Genomic DNA, 16761 nt, shown 5'->3' with positions numbered 1-16761 from the left:
CGTCCTTTTACTCCGCCTTCGGCGCTGCGCTGGCATCCGTGACGATGGCGCCCGACTTGATGACCTGGATGATCGCACTGCCGTTGTCGCCGCTCAGGAGATAGTCGGCGGCACTGGTATCTTGCTCCTGTGCATCGGCGACCGAGCGCAGCGCGAGCGACAGCCGGTCCGCCATCTGCTGGGCGACAGCCAGAACCTTCGTTTGATCAGGGGTGAGCTCGAGCGTTGCGGTCGTGCCGACCACCGATTTCGAGCCATCGTCCTTTTCCTGGATCTGCTGGTCGATGGCGAGAACGCGGACATTGCTCAGCACGGTTTCGGTAATGAGCTTGTCGGCTTCGGTACCCTTGCGGACCATGATGACGTCGACGCGGTCGTTCGGCAGGATGAAACCACCGGCGCCGGTTGCCACCGATATCTCGGTCGCGACGGCGCGCTTGCCGGCCGGCAATAGCGAGGAAAGGATGCGACTGCTGGAATCGGCGACCTTTTCCGGCCGGATCGGTTCGCCTTCGAAGATCGGCAGACGCACGACTGCGCCCTGCAGATCCTTGATCGCATCCGGCTTATCGGCTTCGGTGATGAGGCCCGGGACGACGCCGCCCTGCGGCCAGGCCATCCAGTGCACCAACTTGTCGTCCAGCCTTGCGCCGACCGGCAGATTGGCGCTCGAGACAAGGATGTTGACGGTCGGTTCCTTCTCGATAACCGACTGAACCTGGGTGACGACACCGCCGCTGCCCGCCATTTGCATTGCCAGGAGGCCGGCGAGGCCGGCTGCCACCACGGCGACAGCTAGGATTATAAGGCGGGCCGGTTTCATCGATCATTCCTCAGGGCACGATATGTTCGCCCTGTAGAATGCTCAGCAATTGGTATAATTATGGTTAATGGAACGCTTACATTTTAAGTTAACGGGCATTTAAAATGCCGTTATTTCAGGCTTTCCAGCGCGGCGAGGAACAGCGGCGAGGAGGGGAAGGCCATGAAACCGCCGATCGCGATCGCGATGCCATAGGGGATCTTCTTGGCGAGCAGGACCGAGTTCGGCACCGGCAGACCGATGGCGAGGATGGTGTCCGATTGCCCTCTCACGAGGAGGATCAACAGGGTGATGAGACCGCCGATCATGGCAACGTCGGTCATGAGGAACGCAAGGGATTGGTTCAGACCGAACCAGAGCGCGGTGGCTGTCAACAGCTTGGCATCTCCACCGCCCATCACATTGAATGCAAAAAGAGCAAAGCAGGCGCTGAAGACGACGGCGGCGCCGGCAAGATGCATGCCGATCATTTCCAGTGCCAAGCCGGAGAACGGCGCGAGAACGAGGAAAGAGGCGATCAGGATCACGGAAATGCGGTTCGGGATCGTCATGGTGAACAGATCCGAGAACGCCGCCATGGCGAGGCAAAGTGGCAATATCACGAAGACTGCAGCTGCGATCATGCGTATACCCGATCGTAACGTGATACGAAAAGGCTCACGGCTGTTAAGCCTGTGAGCCCGCTCGATATATCGGCCAGATCAAATCCGGACGGGATCATGCAGACGCCGCTTGACGGCGGCCTATATCAGGGGGCCGGGGGGGTGACAGCTGTGTCCAGCTTGGTGCCCAGCGCGCTGAACGTGCTGTTGAGCTTGCCACCAAGCGTAGTTGCGCCAGTCACGAGCGCTACGGAAATGAGGGCGGCGATCAGGCCGTATTCGATTGCGGTCGCGCCGGATTCGTCCTTCAGAAAACGGCTAAAAAGCTTGGTCATGGTAACTCCTAACTCCAGTTGATGTTCAGCACGTCCGCCAACTGTTTGCCGTTGATCGGATGACAGCAACCTAGCGAATGGCCGTTTCCATCGGCTTAAGGAAAAGAGTTAACGAGATGTGAACGAGACAACAGGCCTTTGTAGAGTCAGTATTTTCTTACGCACTTACCTCAATATTTAACAATATTCCGGGAATAATCGCTGCATTCATCCGGAAATAGCACAAATTCCATCTCCAACCGAAGCGTGCGTCGCCCGGAGACCGTGCCAGATCGGAGCATTACGCTTCATCCTGGAACAGGGCGGCAGGCTTAAGGCTTCGTTCACCATTTTTTTCCATTCTATGTGCATATTGCGCTGTGATCGTGAAAGAGGACCAAATGTCATCGAGCGGCAAAATCATTTTCTTTGCCGGCATGATCGCCGTTTTCGGTATTTCGGGAGTTTCCGCGGCCGCAGACGATGACATGCTGCGCGTCTATATGGATCACGCGCGCGTATTGAAGCTTGACCGCCCCGTCAGCAAGGTGATTGTCGGCAATGCCAAGGTCGCCGATGCGACCGTCGCCGACGCCAAGACCATCGTTCTGACAGGACGCAGCTTCGGCACCACAAATCTGGTCCTTCTCGATGCCGACGGCAATGCGATCCTCGACGAGCGCATCCTGGTGTCGATCGACGAGGGCAATACGGTGCGCGTCTACCGGCAGACCGAGCGCTCCGTTCTGTCCTGCACGCCGAACTGCGAGCAGCATGCGCAGCAAGCGGCCACCGCGACGGCCTCACCCTGAGTACTATCTGGGAGCTTCCTCGACCATTCGTTAAAATCGTCGTGTCAGGGTGAAACGGAAAATCAACGAACAGACCGTAGTCTGACGCGTGGAAAATATCGCTCGGGTCCAGGCAATGACGGCAATTGATCAGCAGACGGATAAGGGGCGCGCCTTCGCCCCGTTCCGTTTCTCACGGTTTCGCGCTCTCGCCCGTTCGCGCGAGGGTGCTGCGGCGATCGAATTCGCCCTGCTCGCCATTCCCTATTTCCTGGTGATTTTCGCAATCCTCGAAACTTTCGTCGCCTTCGCCGCCGAAGAGCTCGTCTCCAACGGCGTTGATACGATGAGCCGCCGGATGCGAACCGGGCAGATCACCTATAATCTCGGCCGCACGACCGATATGAACCAGGCGCAATTCCGCCAGGCTTTCTGCGACGAGATCTCGATCCTGGTCCGCTGCTCGGCGAGCGAAGTCGCCACACCGAGCAAGCTCTACCTGGATGTACGGACGTTCAGCACCTTCTCGGCCATTCCGACGACGATCCCCAAGCTTTCCACCGACAAATATGCCGATATCAACACGGCGGCCTTCAAATATGCTCCGGGCGGCGCCGGCACGATCAATATGGTCCGCGCCTATTACCGCTGGGAAATCATCACGGATCTGGTCCGGCCCTATATCACCACGATACGCCCCTCCGACGGTTCGATGCCGAGCCAATATCTGATTGTCGCAACCGCGGCCTTCCAGAACGAGCAGTATCCATAATGGCGTTGCGCAACCCGTTCACCAGACTGGTCCTGAGGGCGCGGCGACTGGCCCGAGACCGCAGGGGCGCCGGAGCGATCGAATTCGCGATCCTCTTTCCCGTGCTGATCATGCTCTATATCGGCGCTTTCGAGATCACGATCGGCCTCAGCGTCAGCAAGCGCGTGACACGCGCCGCAGGAACGGTGGCCGATCTCGTCACCCAGCAGCAATCCGTCACGAAGAGCGCGCTCGCGCAGATGCCGTCGGTCGCAACGGCGATCTTCGTGCCCTACAACTCGACGTCGCTGACGCTGAAGATCACCGGCATTACCATCGATGCCAGCGCCAATGCGAAAGTGCTCTGGTCCTGGGCACAGGACGGGACGGTGCCCTATGCCAAGAACGCCACGGTGACCAACGTGCCGTCTGATATGAAGACGGCGAACAGTTTCCTGGTCCGGACTGAGCTGAGCATCCCCTATACGATGTTCCTGTTCGCCCCGAACTTCATGCCGGATGGCATGCGCACGATCACCATCAGCCGCAGTTATTTCTACCGCCAGCGGCAAGGCGACTCGATCCCCTGCGGCGACTGCTGACGACCCCCTTCCCGCCCTTCTCGGCTGCATAACTTTCTAAATCGATTTAGGGAGTCATGCAGCAAGTCAAAGTGTTACAGCGTCCTTTTCGTGTCTTGAAAAGGCGCGCGGCGCTGTAATTTGCCAAGCCGAGCGCAGCATTATATGGCTGGATCTCAGCCGCCTCCGACATTCCAGAGGCCGGCGATCGGCTCTCTCGGGTGTAAAATGGCGCGTACCTTTCTTTTCGTTCTGGATTCCTTCGGTGTCGGTGGAGCGCCGGATGCGGCGGCCTATGGCGACGAGGGTGCCGATACGCTTGGCCATATCGCCGAGTTCTGCGCAGCCGGCGCCGGAGATCGCGCCGGATTGCGCGAAGGGCCGCTTTCCCTGCCGAACATGTCGGAACTCGGGCTGATGCACATTGCGCGGTCGGCGTCGGGTCGGTTTCCGGCCGGCATGCCCGTCCCGGAGAAGGTCTACGGCATTTATGGCGCCGCCACCGAAATCTCTCGCGGCAAGGATACACCATCAGGTCATTGGGAGATCGCGGGAACACCTGTCAGTTTCGATTGGGGTTATTTCCCGACGGAGGGAGACGCCTTTCCTCAGGAATTCATCGACGCATTGTGCAGGGAGGCTGATGTGCCCGGCATTCTCGGCAACTGCCATGCCTCGGGAACCGAGATCATCGCCCGGCTCGGCGAGGACCATATCCGCACCGGCAGGCCGATCTGCTACACCTCTTCGGATTCGGTCTTCCAGGTCGCGGCGCACGAGGTGCATTTCGGCCTCGATCGTCTGCTCGCCTTCTGCCATTTGGCCCGGGGGCTTCTCGATCCTTACAATATCGGCCGCGTCATCGCCCGGCCCTTCAACGGCCAGTCTGCCTCTAGCTTCCAGCGCACAGGAAACCGGCGCGACTTCTCCGTGCTGCCGCCAGAGCCGACGCTGCTGGACCGGCTTATCGAGCACGGACGACACGTGCACGCGGTGGGAAAGATCGGCGATATCTTCGCACATCAGGGCATTTCCAGGGTCATCAAGGCGAACGGCAACGAGGCGCTTATGGATGCGTCGCTTTCGGCGATTGACGAGGCTGAGGACGGCGATCTCGTCTTCACCAATTTCGTCGATTTCGACATGATCTACGGCCATCGCCGCGACGTGCCGGGTTATGCCGCGGCACTCGAGGCCTTCGATGCGCGCTTGCCCGAAGTCCACAAGAAACTGAAGCCCGGCGATCTCGTCGTACTCACCGCCGATCACGGCTGCGATCCGACCTGGCGCGGCACGGACCATACGCGCGAGCGCGTGCCTGTTATCGCCTATGGCCCCGGCATCCGGTCGCGTTCGATCGGGGTGCGCCGCAGCTATGCCGATATCGGCGAGAGCATCGCCCGGCATCTCGGCATCCCGACCGGACCACACGGAAGGAGTTTTCTGTGACATCGCGTTTGAAGAAGGTCGAACTGCACTGCCATCTGGAGGGTGCGGCACCTCCAGCTCTGACTGCGGCGCAAGCGCGGAAATATGGCGTCGACATCAGCGCACAGCTTCGTGACGGAGCCTATGTCTGGCATGATTTCGCAAGCTTCCTCGAATGTTACGACAAGGTTTCCGAGGTCTACAAGACCGAGGAGGACTATGCGCTTCTGACCGAAACCTATCTCGACGAACTCGCCGGCATCAATACGATTTACAGCGAGCTCATCGTTTCGCCCGACCACGGCAAGCGCATCGGGCTAGGCGCCGATGCTTATATATCAGGTATCTGCGAAGGCATCCGGCGGGCCAGGGAAAAGAGCGGCATCGAGGCCCGGCTGATCGTCACCGGCGAGCGGCATTTCGGTCCGGAGAGCGTGATTGGTGCTGCCGAATATGCGGCAAAGGCCGGCAATCCTCTGATTACCGGCTTCAACCTTGCCGGCGAGGAGCGCATGGGGCGCGTCGCCGATTATGCCCGCGCCTTCGATATCGCCCGCGATGCCGGCCTCGGGTTGACCATCCATGCCGGCGAGGTCTGCGGCGCCTTCAGCGTCGCTGACGCGCTCGATGCGGTGCGCCCCTCGCGCATCGGCCATGGGGTGCGCGCCGTCGAGGATCTCGATCTGGTGAAGCGGCTTGCCGATCTCGGCACCGTGCTCGAGATCTGCCCGGGCTCCAATATCGCGCTCGGGGTGTTTCCCGATTTTGCTTCCCATCCGCTGCGCCATCTGAAGGAAGCAGGCGTGCGGGTGACGATCAGCTCAGACGATCCGCCCTTCTTCCATACCTCGCTCAAGCGAGAATACGAGCTTGCCGCCGGGGCCTTCGGCTTCGGCGACGCGGAGATCGACGCGATGACACGCACTGCGATCGAGGCCGCCTTCGTCGACGATGAGACACGAAAGACTTTGCTCGCCAGGCTTTAAAAGTCTCCAGAGACTGGGGAAGATCGACGCAAATTGGCCGCCACTCTTGCAGTCAGGCCGATTTCCGTGAAAGAAACATTCAATAGAAAGAATGAAAGGCTTCCCCATGGACGGCGTCACAGTCATCGATCATCCGCTTGTGCAGCACAAGCTCACCATCATGCGGCGCAAGGAGACATCGACGGGAAGTTTCCGGCGCTTGCTGCGCGAAATCTCGACCCTGCTCTGCTACGAAGTGACCCGCGATCTCGAACTGACGATGGAAACGATCGAGACACCGCTGCAAACGATGGAGTCGCCGATCCTCGAGGGCAAGAAGCTGGTCTTCGCCTCGATCCTGCGTGCCGGCAACGGGCTGCTCGAAGGCATGCTTGATCTCGTGCCTTCCGCCCGCGTCTCGCATATCGGCGTCTATCGCGACCACGAGACGCTGCAGCCGGTCGAATATTACTTCAAGGCGCCGGAGGACGTGGCGGAGCGGCTGATCATCGTCGTCGATCCGATGCTTGCGACCGGCAATTCCTCGATCGCGGCGATCGACAAGCTCAAGGAACGCGGCGCCCACAATATCCGCTTCCTCTGCCTGCTTGCCGCCCCGGAAGGCATCCGCAACTTCCGCGCCGCGCATCCCGATGTTCCGGTTTTCACCGCATCGATCGACAGTCATCTCAACGAGAAGGGCTACATCGTGCCTGGCCTCGGCGATGCCGGCGATCGCATGTACGGCACCAAGTAATTTCAGCCTTCCTTTACCAAATCGAAAGACTTTAAGGCCCGGTGGTTCGCTCCGGGCCTTTTGGCGTCGATATTAGCAACTTATCAGCACTTGAGGTTTAGGAAGTCTGAAGCATGAGGCCCCGCATGAAGCGGGGTTTATACAGGAAGGATTTCTGTTTCATGCTCGTGCGTACCGTCCTATTCGCCAGCATCGCCGCGGTGCTCGCCACACAGGTGCCTTCCTTCTTCGGAAGCACCAGCCAGCAGTCTGCTGACGCCCTCTCCGCCAATTACGTATCGACCGAAACCGACCAACCGGCCGCACCGGAGCCCGTCTACGGCAGCAATGCGATCCGCCTGCGGGCCGATGCGCAGGGCCACTATACCGGCAGCTTCAAGATCAACGGCAAGCCGGTGCAGGGCCTGATCGATACCGGCGCCACCTATGTGGCGCTCAACGAGACGCTCGCCCGCCGGCTGGGCTTCACCGCCAACCAACTCGATTTCCGTTACGGGGTGAACACCGCGAACGGCCAGACGAAGGCCGCGCATGTGACACTCGACCGGGTCGAAATCGGCGGCATTCGCGTGCGCGATGTCGAAGCCTTCGTCCTCAGGGACAATGCGCTGACGACGACGCTGGTCGGCATGAGTTTCCTGCAGAAGCTCGCCTCCTATTCCGTCGCCGACGGTTCGCTCAGCCTCAAGCAGTAAACTGCGTCAGATCAGGCCCGCAATCACCGGTGTCAGCTCCGGCCTGTCCTCGGTGATGCGGTAATGCATGGCAAGTGCCGCAGCCGCCCGCTCCGCCGCGGCTTCGTCAGCGGCATGAACGAGAGCGATTGGTTCACCCGCGTTTACGCGGGTGCCAAGCGGCAGGAGTTCGGAAAAGCCGACGCGATGGTCGATCCGGTCCGCCGGATGGCGTCTTCCGCCGCCGAGATCGATGACGCTGACGCCGACACCGCGCGCATCACAAGCGGAGAGCCAGCCGGACCGGGCGGCCGGGACAGGCTTTTCCACAGGTGCCCTGGCCAGATATCGGTCGGGATTTTCGATGAGATCGGCCGGGCCACCGAGCATCGATACCATACGCGCGAAGACTTCTGCCGCCTTTCCCGACGATAGGGCCTGACGCGCCATCCCCTCAGCTTCATCAGGCGAAGCGGCGACGCCCGATTTCACCAGCATCTCGGCGGCGAAGGCGAAAACGACGATATCAAGCCGCGTGTCCCTTTTCCTGCCTGCCAGAAAATCCAGGCAGTTGCGCATCTCGACGGCATTGCCGGCACTATCGGCGAGCGGCTGGTTCATGTCGGTGATCAGGGCCGAGGTCTTCACGCCGGCGCCATTGGCCACCTCGACCAGCGACTGCGCGAGGATCTCCGCCTGGCCGCGGTCAGCCATGAAAGCGCCGTTGCCGACCTTGACGTCGAGCACCAGCGTCTCGAGCCCGGCGGCAAGTTTCTTCGAGAGGATAGAGGCGGTGATGAGGGGAATGGAATCGACGGTGGCGGTCACATCGCGCACGGCATAGAGCCTGCCGTCGGCGGGCGCCAAGGTGCCGGTCTGGCCGATGATGGCGCATCCCGCCTCCTTCACGACCTTGTGGAACAGGTCCGCGTCCGGGGTGATCCTATAGCCGGGAATGGATTCAAGCTTATCCAGCGTGCCGCCGGTATGGCCGAGACCGCGCCCGGAGATCATCGGAACGGCGAGGCCGCAGGCGGCGGCGATCGGCGCCAGCATCAGCGAAACATTGTCGCCGACGCCGCCGGTCGAATGTTTGTCGGCGATCGGGCGGTCGATATCGACCCACTGCAGCCTGTCGCCGGAATCGGCCATCGCCAGCGTCAAGGCCACGATTTCGGCCCGCGACATGCCCTTGAACCAGACGGCCATGGCGAATGCGCCGATCTGGCCTTCCGACAATTGACCGGCGGCGAGTGCCGCGATGAAGGACCTGATATCGGCGGCATCGAGTTCGTCGCCATCGCGCTTACGCCGAATGATCTCCTGCGGAATCATTTCAGTAGCTCGACGCCGCAACCGGTGCCGACTGTGTTCCACTTAGAACCGCCAGGATATCGTCGAGCAGGTCGGAAGCGCCGAAGCGGAAGGTCGACGGCATCGGCCAGTCCGGTGTCATGATGGTTTCGGCAAGGCTCAGATAGAGTGCGGCATCGGCCACCGAGCCGATACCGCCCGCCGGCTTGAAGCCGACCTTGCGGCCGCTTTCGCGGATAGCGCGGATCATGATGTCGGCGGCTTCGAGCGTCGCGTTGACGGCGACCTTGCCGGTGGAGGTCTTGATGAAATCGGCGCCGGCTTCGATGGCGAGTTCGGAGGCACGGCGGATCGATGCCGCATCCTTCAGCTCGCCAGTCTCGATGATGACCTTCAGAAGAACGGGACCGGCGCATTCGGCGCGTACGGCCTTGACCATGTCGGTCACCGCCTTCTCGTTGCCTGCGAGCAGCTTGCGGTAGGGGACGACCAGATCGATCTCATCGGCTCCATCGGCAATCGCCTCGCGTGCTTCGGCAGCGACATCGGCCACTTCCATATCGCCAGAGGGGAGGTTGACGACAGTCGCGATACGCACGGCATGCCCGGTGCCAAGGATATTGCGGGCCTGAGCGACGAACCGCGGCCAGATGCAGATCGCAGCACTGTTGCCGTAGGGCGTCTGCGCGCGGGCACAGAGCGCGTCGATCTGCGCCTCGGTGCAATCATCCTTCAAATTGGTGAGATCGAGAAGAGAAAGGGCGACAGCCGCCGTTTCCCGGTTGGAATGGCTATTCATCTTTGCTTCCTCTAGAGCATGACGCCGAAAAGTGTGAGCGGTTTTCGGGCGACATCATGCTCTAACTATAAAATGTAGAACAGAATTCAGATTTTAGGCCGACCCGGCCTAAAATCATCCTGTTCCAGCCGCAATCATGTCTTTCAGGATGGCGGCGAGACGGGCGCCGCCGATGGGCGCCATGTCCTTGGTTTCTTCATGGCTGAGCTCATTGCCGGTCATGCCTGCCCCATAGTTGGTGATAACGGAGGCGGCGGCAACCCTCAGGCCCAGCATTCTTGCGATGATAACCTCGGGCACCGTCGACATGCCTACGGCATCGGCGCCAAGGATGCGCGCCATGCGGATTTCCGCCGGCGTTTCAAAGCTCGGACCGGAGAACCACATATAGACACCCTGCGCCATCTCGATTTTAAGCTTTGCCGCTGCCCTCTGCATCGCTGCGGCAAGTCCGGCGTCATAGGCGTTGGTCATGCCGACGAAACGATGATCGCTTTCCTCGCCGATCAGCGGATTCATGCCGGAATAGTTGATATGGTCGGTGATCTGCATCACCGAACCGGGCGGCATGTCGTCGCGCAACGATCCGGCCGAATTGGTCAGGATCAGCGCTTCGACGCCAAGCGCCTTCAGCACCTCGATCGGCAGGCGCATGGCGTTGGCATCGCCCTTTTCGTAATAATGCCCACGGCCGGAGAGCATGACGACAGGCACGCCGCCGAGGCGGCCGGCGACGACTTCGCCTGCATGGCCGGATACGGCGCTGACGGGAAAGCCCGGCAGGTCGCGATAGGGGACACGGACGGCGCCGTCCAGCTCACCGACGAGGGAGCCGAGGCCGGAGCCGAGCACGATGCCGTGGCGCGGCTTGATGCCGCCGAGCAGTGCGGCGAGCAGGCTGACCGTCGCCTTCATCCGAGTTCAGTCTCGAAGCTGAAGGGAAGAAGCTCTTCCATGGTCATGGTCTTCTTCACGCCCGCCTCATCGCAGAGGTAGATCTTCGTCTCCTTGGAGGCGAATTCCGAGATCTTCTGACGGCAGCCGCCGCAGGGCGGGCAGAGCGGCAGCTTCTCGGCAATGACGGCCATTTCGACGATCTTCTTCGCGCCACCCATGATCATGGCGCTGATCGCCGTCGGCTCGGCGCACCATCCTTGCGGAAAGGAGAGGTTTTCGATGTTGGCGCCGGTATAGACCTTGCCGTCCTCGGCGCGGATCGCCGCGCCGACCGGAAATTTCGAATAGGGCGCATGGGCAAAGGCCATGGCGCCGCGGGCGGCTTCGAACAGATCGTGAGACATATCAACGCTCCTTCGTATAGGGCACGCCACCGGCTTTTGGCGGGGTCGCGACGCCGATGAAGCCGGCAAGCAGGACGCAGGTCAGGACATAGGGCAGCGCCTGGAAAACCTGAACCGGCACTTCGCCAATCAGCGGCACCTGCTTTCCCTGCATGAAATTTGCCAGCGCATCGAGGAAGCCGAAGAGCAGGCAGGCAAACATGACGGGTACCGGCTTCCACTTGGCGAAAACCAGAGCTGCGAGTGCAATGTAGCCCTTGCCGGCCGACATGTCCTTGATGAAGGCGGCGGACTGGGCGATTGCCAGATAGGTGCCGGCAAAGCCGCAGAGAATGCCGGCACACATGACGGCACGGTAACGCAGCCAGGCGACCGAGATGCCGGCCGTATCGACCGCACCCGGGTTTTCGCCGACGGCGCGCAGCCGCAGCCCGAAACGTGTGCGGTAAAGCACCCACCAGGAAAACGGCACGGCGAGAAAGGCGAGGTAGGTGAGGACATTGTTGCCCGATATGACATTGGCATAGATCGGGCCGATGATCGGTATGTCGCGGGCGGCATCGGCGCCCGGCAGGATGATCGGCGCGAAGCGCGATTCCGGCGACAGCTGCGGCGTGCGTCCGCCCTGGCCGAACCAGGCCTGCCCAAGCACGATGGTGATGCCGGCGATGAAGAAGTTGATCGCGACACCGGAGACGATCTGGTTGCCGCGGTTGGTGATCGAGGCAAAGCCATGCACCAGGCTCAGCGCCACCGAACAGACGATGCCGGCACCGAGCCCGAGCCAGGCCGAATCGGTGAGATAGGCAACGCAGGCTGCGGCAAAGGCCGAGCCCAGCATCTTGCCCTCGAGGCCGATATCGAAGATACCGGCGCGTTCCGAAAACAGACCGGCAAGGGCGGTGAAGATCAGCGGGATCGACAGGCGGATGGTCGAGCTCAGAACGCTGATGAAGATGTCGTAATAATCCATCGCCCGCTCCTTAACCGCGCTTGAACTGTTGGTAGAGACGCACCATCGCCGGCCGGAACATATATTCCAGCGCGCCGGCAAAGAGGATCACCAGACCCTGGATGACGAGGATCATCTCGCGGGTGATGTTCGGCATTTCGAAGGATACCCAGTCGCCGCCCTGGTAGAGAATACCGAAGAGGATCGCTGCCATGATGATGCCGAGCGGATGGTTGCGGCCCATCAGCGAGACGGCGATGCCGACGAAGCCGGCACCACCGACGAATTCCACCTGCAGACGCGCCGACGAGCCCATGACGGGGTTCAGCGCCATCATGCCGGCGAGCGCGCCGGAGAGCAGCATGGCGATGATCACGGTGCGGGCATAGGGGATGCCGGCATAGGCGGCCGCCGTCGGGCTGACGCCCAGCGTGCGCATCTCGAAACCGAGCTTGGTGCGCCAGACGAGCAACCAGACGAGGTAGCTGACGACGAGCGCAATGATGAAGGAGACGTTGAACGGGGCGGCCCCCAGCTTGGCGCCGAACAGCTGCATGACCCAACCGAGCTTCGGCAATTGGCCGCCTTCGAGGAAGGTGCGGGTTTCCGGCGCCATTTTGCCAGGTACGATCAGCACATGCACCAGGAGGTACACCATCAGTGCTGCGCCGATATAGTTGAACATGATCGTCGTGATGACGATGTGGCTGCCGCGTTTTGCCTGTAGGAAGGCCGGAATGAAGGCCCAGGCTGCACCGAACAGGCCAGCGCCGGCGACGGCGATCGGCATCGTCACATACCACGGCACGTAACGATCGAGCGCCAGCGCCACCAGCGCGCAGCCGAGGCCGCCGACATAGGCCTGGCCTTCGGAACCGATGTTGAAGAGGCCGGCATGGATCGCCACCGCGACGGAGAGGCCGGTGAAGATGAAGCTCGTCGCGTAATATAGCGTGAAGCCGATGCCTTCGCCATTGCCGAGCGCGCCCTGGATCAGCAGCGACAGCGCATCGAGCGGGCTCTCGCCGATCAGCCAGACGACGAAGCCGGAGATCAGGAAGGCGACGACGAGGTTCAAAAGCGGGATGAGGCCGTAGTTGATCCAGTTTGGTAGCGGAACGGAAGCAGTGCTCATAAAGGCCTCACGCGGCAATGCCGGCCATCATCAGGCCGAGGGTCTGTTCACCGGCATCGGGCGTCTTCTCGCCGACGATATGGCCGGCAAACATGACAAGGATACGGTCTGAAAGGGAGCGGATTTCATCGAGTTCGACGGAGACGAGCAGGATCGCCTTGCCCGCGTCACGCATTTCGATGATCCGGCGGTGGATGAATTCGATGGCGCCGATATCGACGCCGCGTGTCGGCTGGCCGATGATCAGCATCTTCGGATCGCGTTCGATCTCACGGGCAACGACGATCTTCTGCTGGTTGCCGCCGGAGAAATTCGCCGTCTTCAGCCGCGGGTTCGGCGGACGGATGTCGTATTTCTCGATCTTCTCCATCGCATCCTTGCGGATCGCTTCGAGATCGAGCAACGGGCCTTTGCTGTAGGCCGGGTGGCGATGGTAGCCGAGCACGGAATTTTCATATTCCTCGAATTTCAGCACCAGGCCCATATGGTGACGATCCTCGGGAATATGAGCGAGGCCGAGATCACGCAGGCGGGCGGGATCAGCCTTGTCGATCGTCTGGCCGTCGAGAAGAATTTCACCGGAAGTCGGCTTGCGGATGCCGGCAATCGCCTCCAGCAATTCGGACTGGCCATTGCCGGCGACACCGGCGATGCCGACGATCTCACCGGCGCGCACGTCGAAGGAGACGTTGTCGACCATGGTGACGCCGCGATTATCCTTGACCGTGAGGTTGCGGACGGACAGCACGGCGGCTTGCGGGTTCGCCTCGCCCTTCTGCACGCGCAGCAGCACGCGGCGGCCGACCATCAGCTCGGCTAGCTCCTCCACCGTCGTCTCCGACGTCTTGCGGGTCGCGACCATTTCGCCGCGGCGCATGACCGAGACCGTGTCGGTGATTGCCATGATCTCGCGCAGCTTGTGGGTGATGAGGATGATCGTCTTGCCCTGATCACGCAGCACCTTAAGGATGCGGAAAAGGTGATCGGCCTCCGCCGGGGTCAACACGCCGGTGGGCTCGTCGAGGATCAGGATCTCGGCGCCGCGATACATGGCTTTCAGGATCTCGACACGCTGCTGCAGGCCGACCGGGAGCTCCTCGATCAGCGCGTCGGGATCGACCTCCAGGCCATATTCCGTTTCCAGCCGCTTGAGCTCGGCGCGAGCCGAGGCAACACCCCTGGCCAGCAGCATGCCGCCTTCGGCGCCAAGCATGATGTTCTCGAGAACCGTAAAATTGTCGACCAGCATGAAATGCTGGTGCACCATGCCGATGCCGGTGGCGATCGCCGCCTGGCTGTCGCGGATGGTGACGGGATTGCCGTTGACGCGGATCTCGCCGCTGTCGGCATGGTAGAAACCGTAGATGATCGACATCAAGGTCGATTTACCGGCGCCGTTTTCGCCGATGATGCCGTGGATCGTCCCCTTGGCAACGGTGAGGTTGATGTCCTTGTTGGCGTGGACGGCACCGAACTTCTTGTCGATACCGACAAGCTCGATAGCGGGCTTATCTGTCACTGCAGGCTCCAAATAAGAAAAGGGCGTATGGCGAAAATCCCCTCCGCCATACGCCCGATCTCAATCGTCGATCACATTCGGGCACGGATCACTTCGGGCAAGCGTTGTCCGAGGTGTAATCGTGAACCTTGACGGTTCCCGCGATGATGTCGGCCTTGGCTTTGTCGACGGCGGCCTGCATTTCCGGCGTGATCAGCGACTTGTTATGCTCGTCGATCGCAGCGCCGACACCCTCTTCCTTGACGCCAAGCGCCTGGACGCCACCGGTGAACTTGTCGTTCTTGGTGTCGTTATAGGCATTGTAGACGGCGAGGTCGACGCGCTTGACCATCGAGGTCAGGACCGAGCCCGGATGCAGGTAGTTCTGGTTGGAGTCGACGCCGATCGACAGCTTCTTGTTATCGGCGGCCGTCTGCAGAACGCCGAGACCGGTGGCACCGGCCGCCGCATAAACGACGTCAGCGCCCTGGTCGATCTGGTTCTTGGTGAGCTCGCCACCGCGGACCGGGTCGTTCCAGGCAGCGCCCGTGGTGCCGGTCATGTTCTGGAAGACTTCGATATCGGCCTTGACGGAGCGTGCGCCCTGCTCGTAGCCGCATTCGAACTTGCGGATCAGCGGAATGTCCATGCCGCCGACGAAGCCGACCTTGCCTGACTTCGACGCCATGCCGGCGAGAACGCCGACGAGGTAGGAGCCTTCTTCTTCCTTGTAGACAACCGAGCGGACGTTCGGCTTGTCGACGACGGAGTCAACGATGATGAACTTGGTATCCGGGAATTCGGCTGCAACCTTCTCGATGGCCGAAGTCCAGGCGAAGGAAACGGCAACCACCGGATTGAAACCGCGGCTGGCGAAGTTGCGGATGGCCTGTTCGCCCTGGGTGTCGCCCGTCGGCTCGAAGTCGCGATAGGCAATGCCGGTCTCGGCCTTGAACTTCTCGGCGCCGTTATAGGCCGCCTCGTTGAAGGACTTATCGAACTTCCCGCCGGTGCCGTAAACCAGCGCCGGCTTGACATCGGCGGCAAGCGCCGTCGTCGACATGGCAGCCACGGCAAAGAGAGTGAGAAGGGATTTTTTCATTGTGCAGCCCTGTTGTTGCTATTCGTTAGGGGTCCTCCCGCAAGCCCTTTTCGGGCATGTCTGCGGAACCACCGACCTCCCCCCGGAGGCCTGGCTGCGCGCATCCTTGCATGGCTCAGGGAAAAATTCACCAGAAATTTTTCAGCTGGTAAAGATTTGCAGCGATTGCCGAAAATCAGCTCTTCGGGGCTGATTTTTGGACATTATTTGCGTCAGGGTGCGGATTTTCTAGCCAATCCGGCGGCAAATACCGACGCAGCAGAGGGGTGACAGCCAACCGGATTAACTGCGTTTTTTATGCGGTGAAGCGACCGGCCACCGGCGGCTTCTTGTAGCCGATCATCCACAGAAGCAGCGCGATCACCAGGAAAACGGCAAAGGCCGGCTGGAGCATCAGCCACTGGAAGATGAAGGTGTAGAAACGCGGGTGGATATAATAGGAAAGGGAGGATTGCAGCGACGTGAGGGTTGTCGGGCTGACATCCTGCCAGGCATCGGAGATCGGCGTCATCACCACGGAGGACGCCGCAACCGATTGGATCGAATCGATGGTCCCGGCAATAACGGCCGCCGCAAGCGCGACAAGACTCGCCAGACGCAACAGGAAACGCATCAATTCCTCCGACGCTCGATATGCCGGACAATTCCGGCCGGCCGCGCCATTCTCCACCTTAGAGAATTACATAGTCGTCGATGAGGTGAAGCACAATGGAGTGGCCGAGGCGAGTTTTATCGCAAGAAGTCAAAAAACTGTTAGATTTCGGTTGATCGACAAAAATTCATCGGTATATATCGCGCCGTTCCGACGATTTGCTCCTATCCGGGCGCGAACGCCAAAAAAGGACAGGTGGCCGAGTGGTTTAAGGCGCACGCCTGGAACGCGTGTGTACGTGAAAGCGTACCGTGGGTTCGAATCCCACCCTGTCCGCCATTTCTCTTTAAACCCCCCGATCCTTCCTTTGCACGGCCGTGCC

19 protein-coding genes and 1 tRNA gene are annotated in these 16761 nt (G+C 60.8%); 8 read left to right on the top strand and 12 right to left on the bottom strand.

Going from position 1 to position 16761, the window contains the following annotated elements:
* Positions 1 to 7: 7 nt before the first annotated feature.
* The 3 genes from cpaB to CUJ84_RS23410 all read right to left on the bottom strand — a co-directional run bounded on the left by cpaB (position 8) and on the right by CUJ84_RS23410 (position 1760).
* Entirely contained in the window at positions 8 to 823 is an 816-nt protein-coding gene (cpaB, locus tag CUJ84_RS23420; RefSeq protein ID WP_105007906.1) for a Flp pilus assembly protein CpaB, read from the bottom strand.
* Positions 824 to 933: 110 nt separating this feature from the next.
* Positions 934 to 1446, bottom strand: coding sequence for an A24 family peptidase (locus CUJ84_RS23415; protein ID WP_105007905.1), 513 nt, complete (start codon positions 1444 to 1446; stop codon positions 934 to 936).
* Between the two features lie 125 nt (positions 1447 to 1571).
* Positions 1572 to 1760, bottom strand: coding sequence for a Flp family type IVb pilin (locus tag CUJ84_RS23410; protein ID WP_027682167.1), 189 nt, complete (start codon positions 1758 to 1760; stop codon positions 1572 to 1574).
* A 380-nt stretch (positions 1761 to 2140) separates the two neighbouring features.
* Here CUJ84_RS23410 and CUJ84_RS23405 point away from each other — a divergent pair, with 380 nt between their 5' ends.
* The 7 genes from CUJ84_RS23405 to CUJ84_RS23375 all read left to right on the top strand — a co-directional run bounded on the left by CUJ84_RS23405 (position 2141) and on the right by CUJ84_RS23375 (position 7707).
* On the top strand, positions 2141 to 2551 hold the full coding sequence (locus CUJ84_RS23405) for a pilus assembly protein N-terminal domain-containing protein (protein WP_105007904.1): 411 nt from the start codon (positions 2141 to 2143) through the stop codon (positions 2549 to 2551).
* Positions 2552 to 2666: 115 nt separating this feature from the next.
* The gene (locus tag CUJ84_RS23400; protein WP_105007903.1) at positions 2667 to 3302 is read left to right on the top strand and encodes a TadE/TadG family type IV pilus assembly protein; all 636 of its coding nucleotides are present in this window, start codon (positions 2667 to 2669) and stop codon (positions 3300 to 3302) included.
* A complete protein-coding gene (locus CUJ84_RS23395; protein WP_105007902.1) occupies positions 3302 to 3883 on the top strand; it encodes a TadE/TadG family type IV pilus assembly protein in 582 nt (193 codons plus the stop codon). Before CUJ84_RS23400 ends, CUJ84_RS23395 begins: the two co-directional genes overlap by 1 nt.
* Positions 3884 to 4090: 207 nt before the next feature.
* Complete coding sequence (locus tag CUJ84_RS23390; RefSeq protein WP_105007901.1) at positions 4091 to 5311, top strand: phosphopentomutase; 1221 nt, start codon at positions 4091 to 4093, stop codon at positions 5309 to 5311.
* The gene (locus CUJ84_RS23385) at positions 5308 to 6276 is read left to right on the top strand and encodes an adenosine deaminase (protein ID WP_105007900.1); all 969 of its coding nucleotides are present in this window, start codon (positions 5308 to 5310) and stop codon (positions 6274 to 6276) included. Before CUJ84_RS23390 ends, CUJ84_RS23385 begins: the two co-directional genes overlap by 4 nt.
* Before the next feature lie 106 nt (positions 6277 to 6382).
* Positions 6383 to 7012, top strand: a complete 630-nt coding sequence (gene upp, locus CUJ84_RS23380) for a uracil phosphoribosyltransferase (protein WP_012759721.1) — start codon at positions 6383 to 6385, stop codon at positions 7010 to 7012.
* Between the two features lie 125 nt (positions 7013 to 7137).
* Entirely contained in the window at positions 7138 to 7707 is a 570-nt protein-coding gene (locus CUJ84_RS23375) for a TIGR02281 family clan AA aspartic protease (RefSeq protein WP_105007899.1), read from the top strand.
* Positions 7708 to 7713: 6 nt separating this feature from the next.
* Here CUJ84_RS23375 and deoA read toward each other — a convergent pair whose 3' ends face one another.
* From deoA to CUJ84_RS23330, 9 genes are all read right to left on the bottom strand, one after another.
* On the bottom strand, positions 7714 to 9021 hold the full coding sequence (gene deoA, locus CUJ84_RS23370; RefSeq protein ID WP_105007898.1) for a thymidine phosphorylase: 1308 nt from the start codon (positions 9019 to 9021) through the stop codon (positions 7714 to 7716).
* A 1-nt stretch (position 9022) separates the two neighbouring features.
* The gene (gene deoC, locus CUJ84_RS23365) at positions 9023 to 9799 is read right to left on the bottom strand and encodes a deoxyribose-phosphate aldolase (RefSeq protein ID WP_105007897.1); all 777 of its coding nucleotides are present in this window, start codon (positions 9797 to 9799) and stop codon (positions 9023 to 9025) included.
* 114 nt (positions 9800 to 9913) lie between these two features.
* Entirely contained in the window at positions 9914 to 10714 is an 801-nt protein-coding gene (locus CUJ84_RS23360) for a purine-nucleoside phosphorylase (protein ID WP_105007896.1), read from the bottom strand.
* Positions 10711 to 11100, bottom strand: coding sequence for a cytidine deaminase (locus CUJ84_RS23355; RefSeq protein ID WP_003555864.1), 390 nt, complete (start codon positions 11098 to 11100; stop codon positions 10711 to 10713). The genes CUJ84_RS23360 and CUJ84_RS23355 overlap by 4 nt, the downstream gene beginning before the upstream one ends.
* Position 11101: 1 nt before the next feature.
* The gene (locus CUJ84_RS23350; protein ID WP_105007895.1) at positions 11102 to 12073 is read right to left on the bottom strand and encodes an ABC transporter permease; all 972 of its coding nucleotides are present in this window, start codon (positions 12071 to 12073) and stop codon (positions 11102 to 11104) included.
* Between the two features lie 10 nt (positions 12074 to 12083).
* Positions 12084 to 13187, bottom strand: a complete 1104-nt coding sequence (locus CUJ84_RS23345; RefSeq protein ID WP_105007894.1) for an ABC transporter permease — start codon at positions 13185 to 13187, stop codon at positions 12084 to 12086.
* 7 nt (positions 13188 to 13194) lie between these two features.
* Positions 13195 to 14706 (bottom strand): ABC transporter ATP-binding protein, encoded by a 1512-nt coding sequence (locus CUJ84_RS23340; protein ID WP_105007893.1) that lies wholly within the window; start codon positions 14704 to 14706, stop codon positions 13195 to 13197.
* An 88-nt stretch (positions 14707 to 14794) separates the two neighbouring features.
* A complete protein-coding gene (locus CUJ84_RS23335; RefSeq protein WP_105007892.1) occupies positions 14795 to 15787 on the bottom strand; it encodes a BMP family lipoprotein in 993 nt (330 codons plus the stop codon).
* 295 nt (positions 15788 to 16082) lie between these two features.
* Complete coding sequence (locus CUJ84_RS23330; protein WP_018070333.1) at positions 16083 to 16400, bottom strand: hypothetical protein; 318 nt, start codon at positions 16398 to 16400, stop codon at positions 16083 to 16085.
* Between the two features lie 228 nt (positions 16401 to 16628).
* Here CUJ84_RS23330 and CUJ84_RS23325 point away from each other — a divergent pair.
* Positions 16629 to 16718 (top strand) — tRNA-Ser (locus tag CUJ84_RS23325).
* Positions 16719 to 16761 lie beyond the last annotated feature (43 nt).

The organism is Rhizobium leguminosarum (assembly GCF_002953715.1).
Classification (GTDB): domain Bacteria; phylum Pseudomonadota; class Alphaproteobacteria; order Rhizobiales; family Rhizobiaceae; genus Rhizobium; species Rhizobium leguminosarum_V.
Note: the sequence above shows the minus strand (reverse complement) of the source record. Positions and strands in the feature narration are given on the sequence as shown.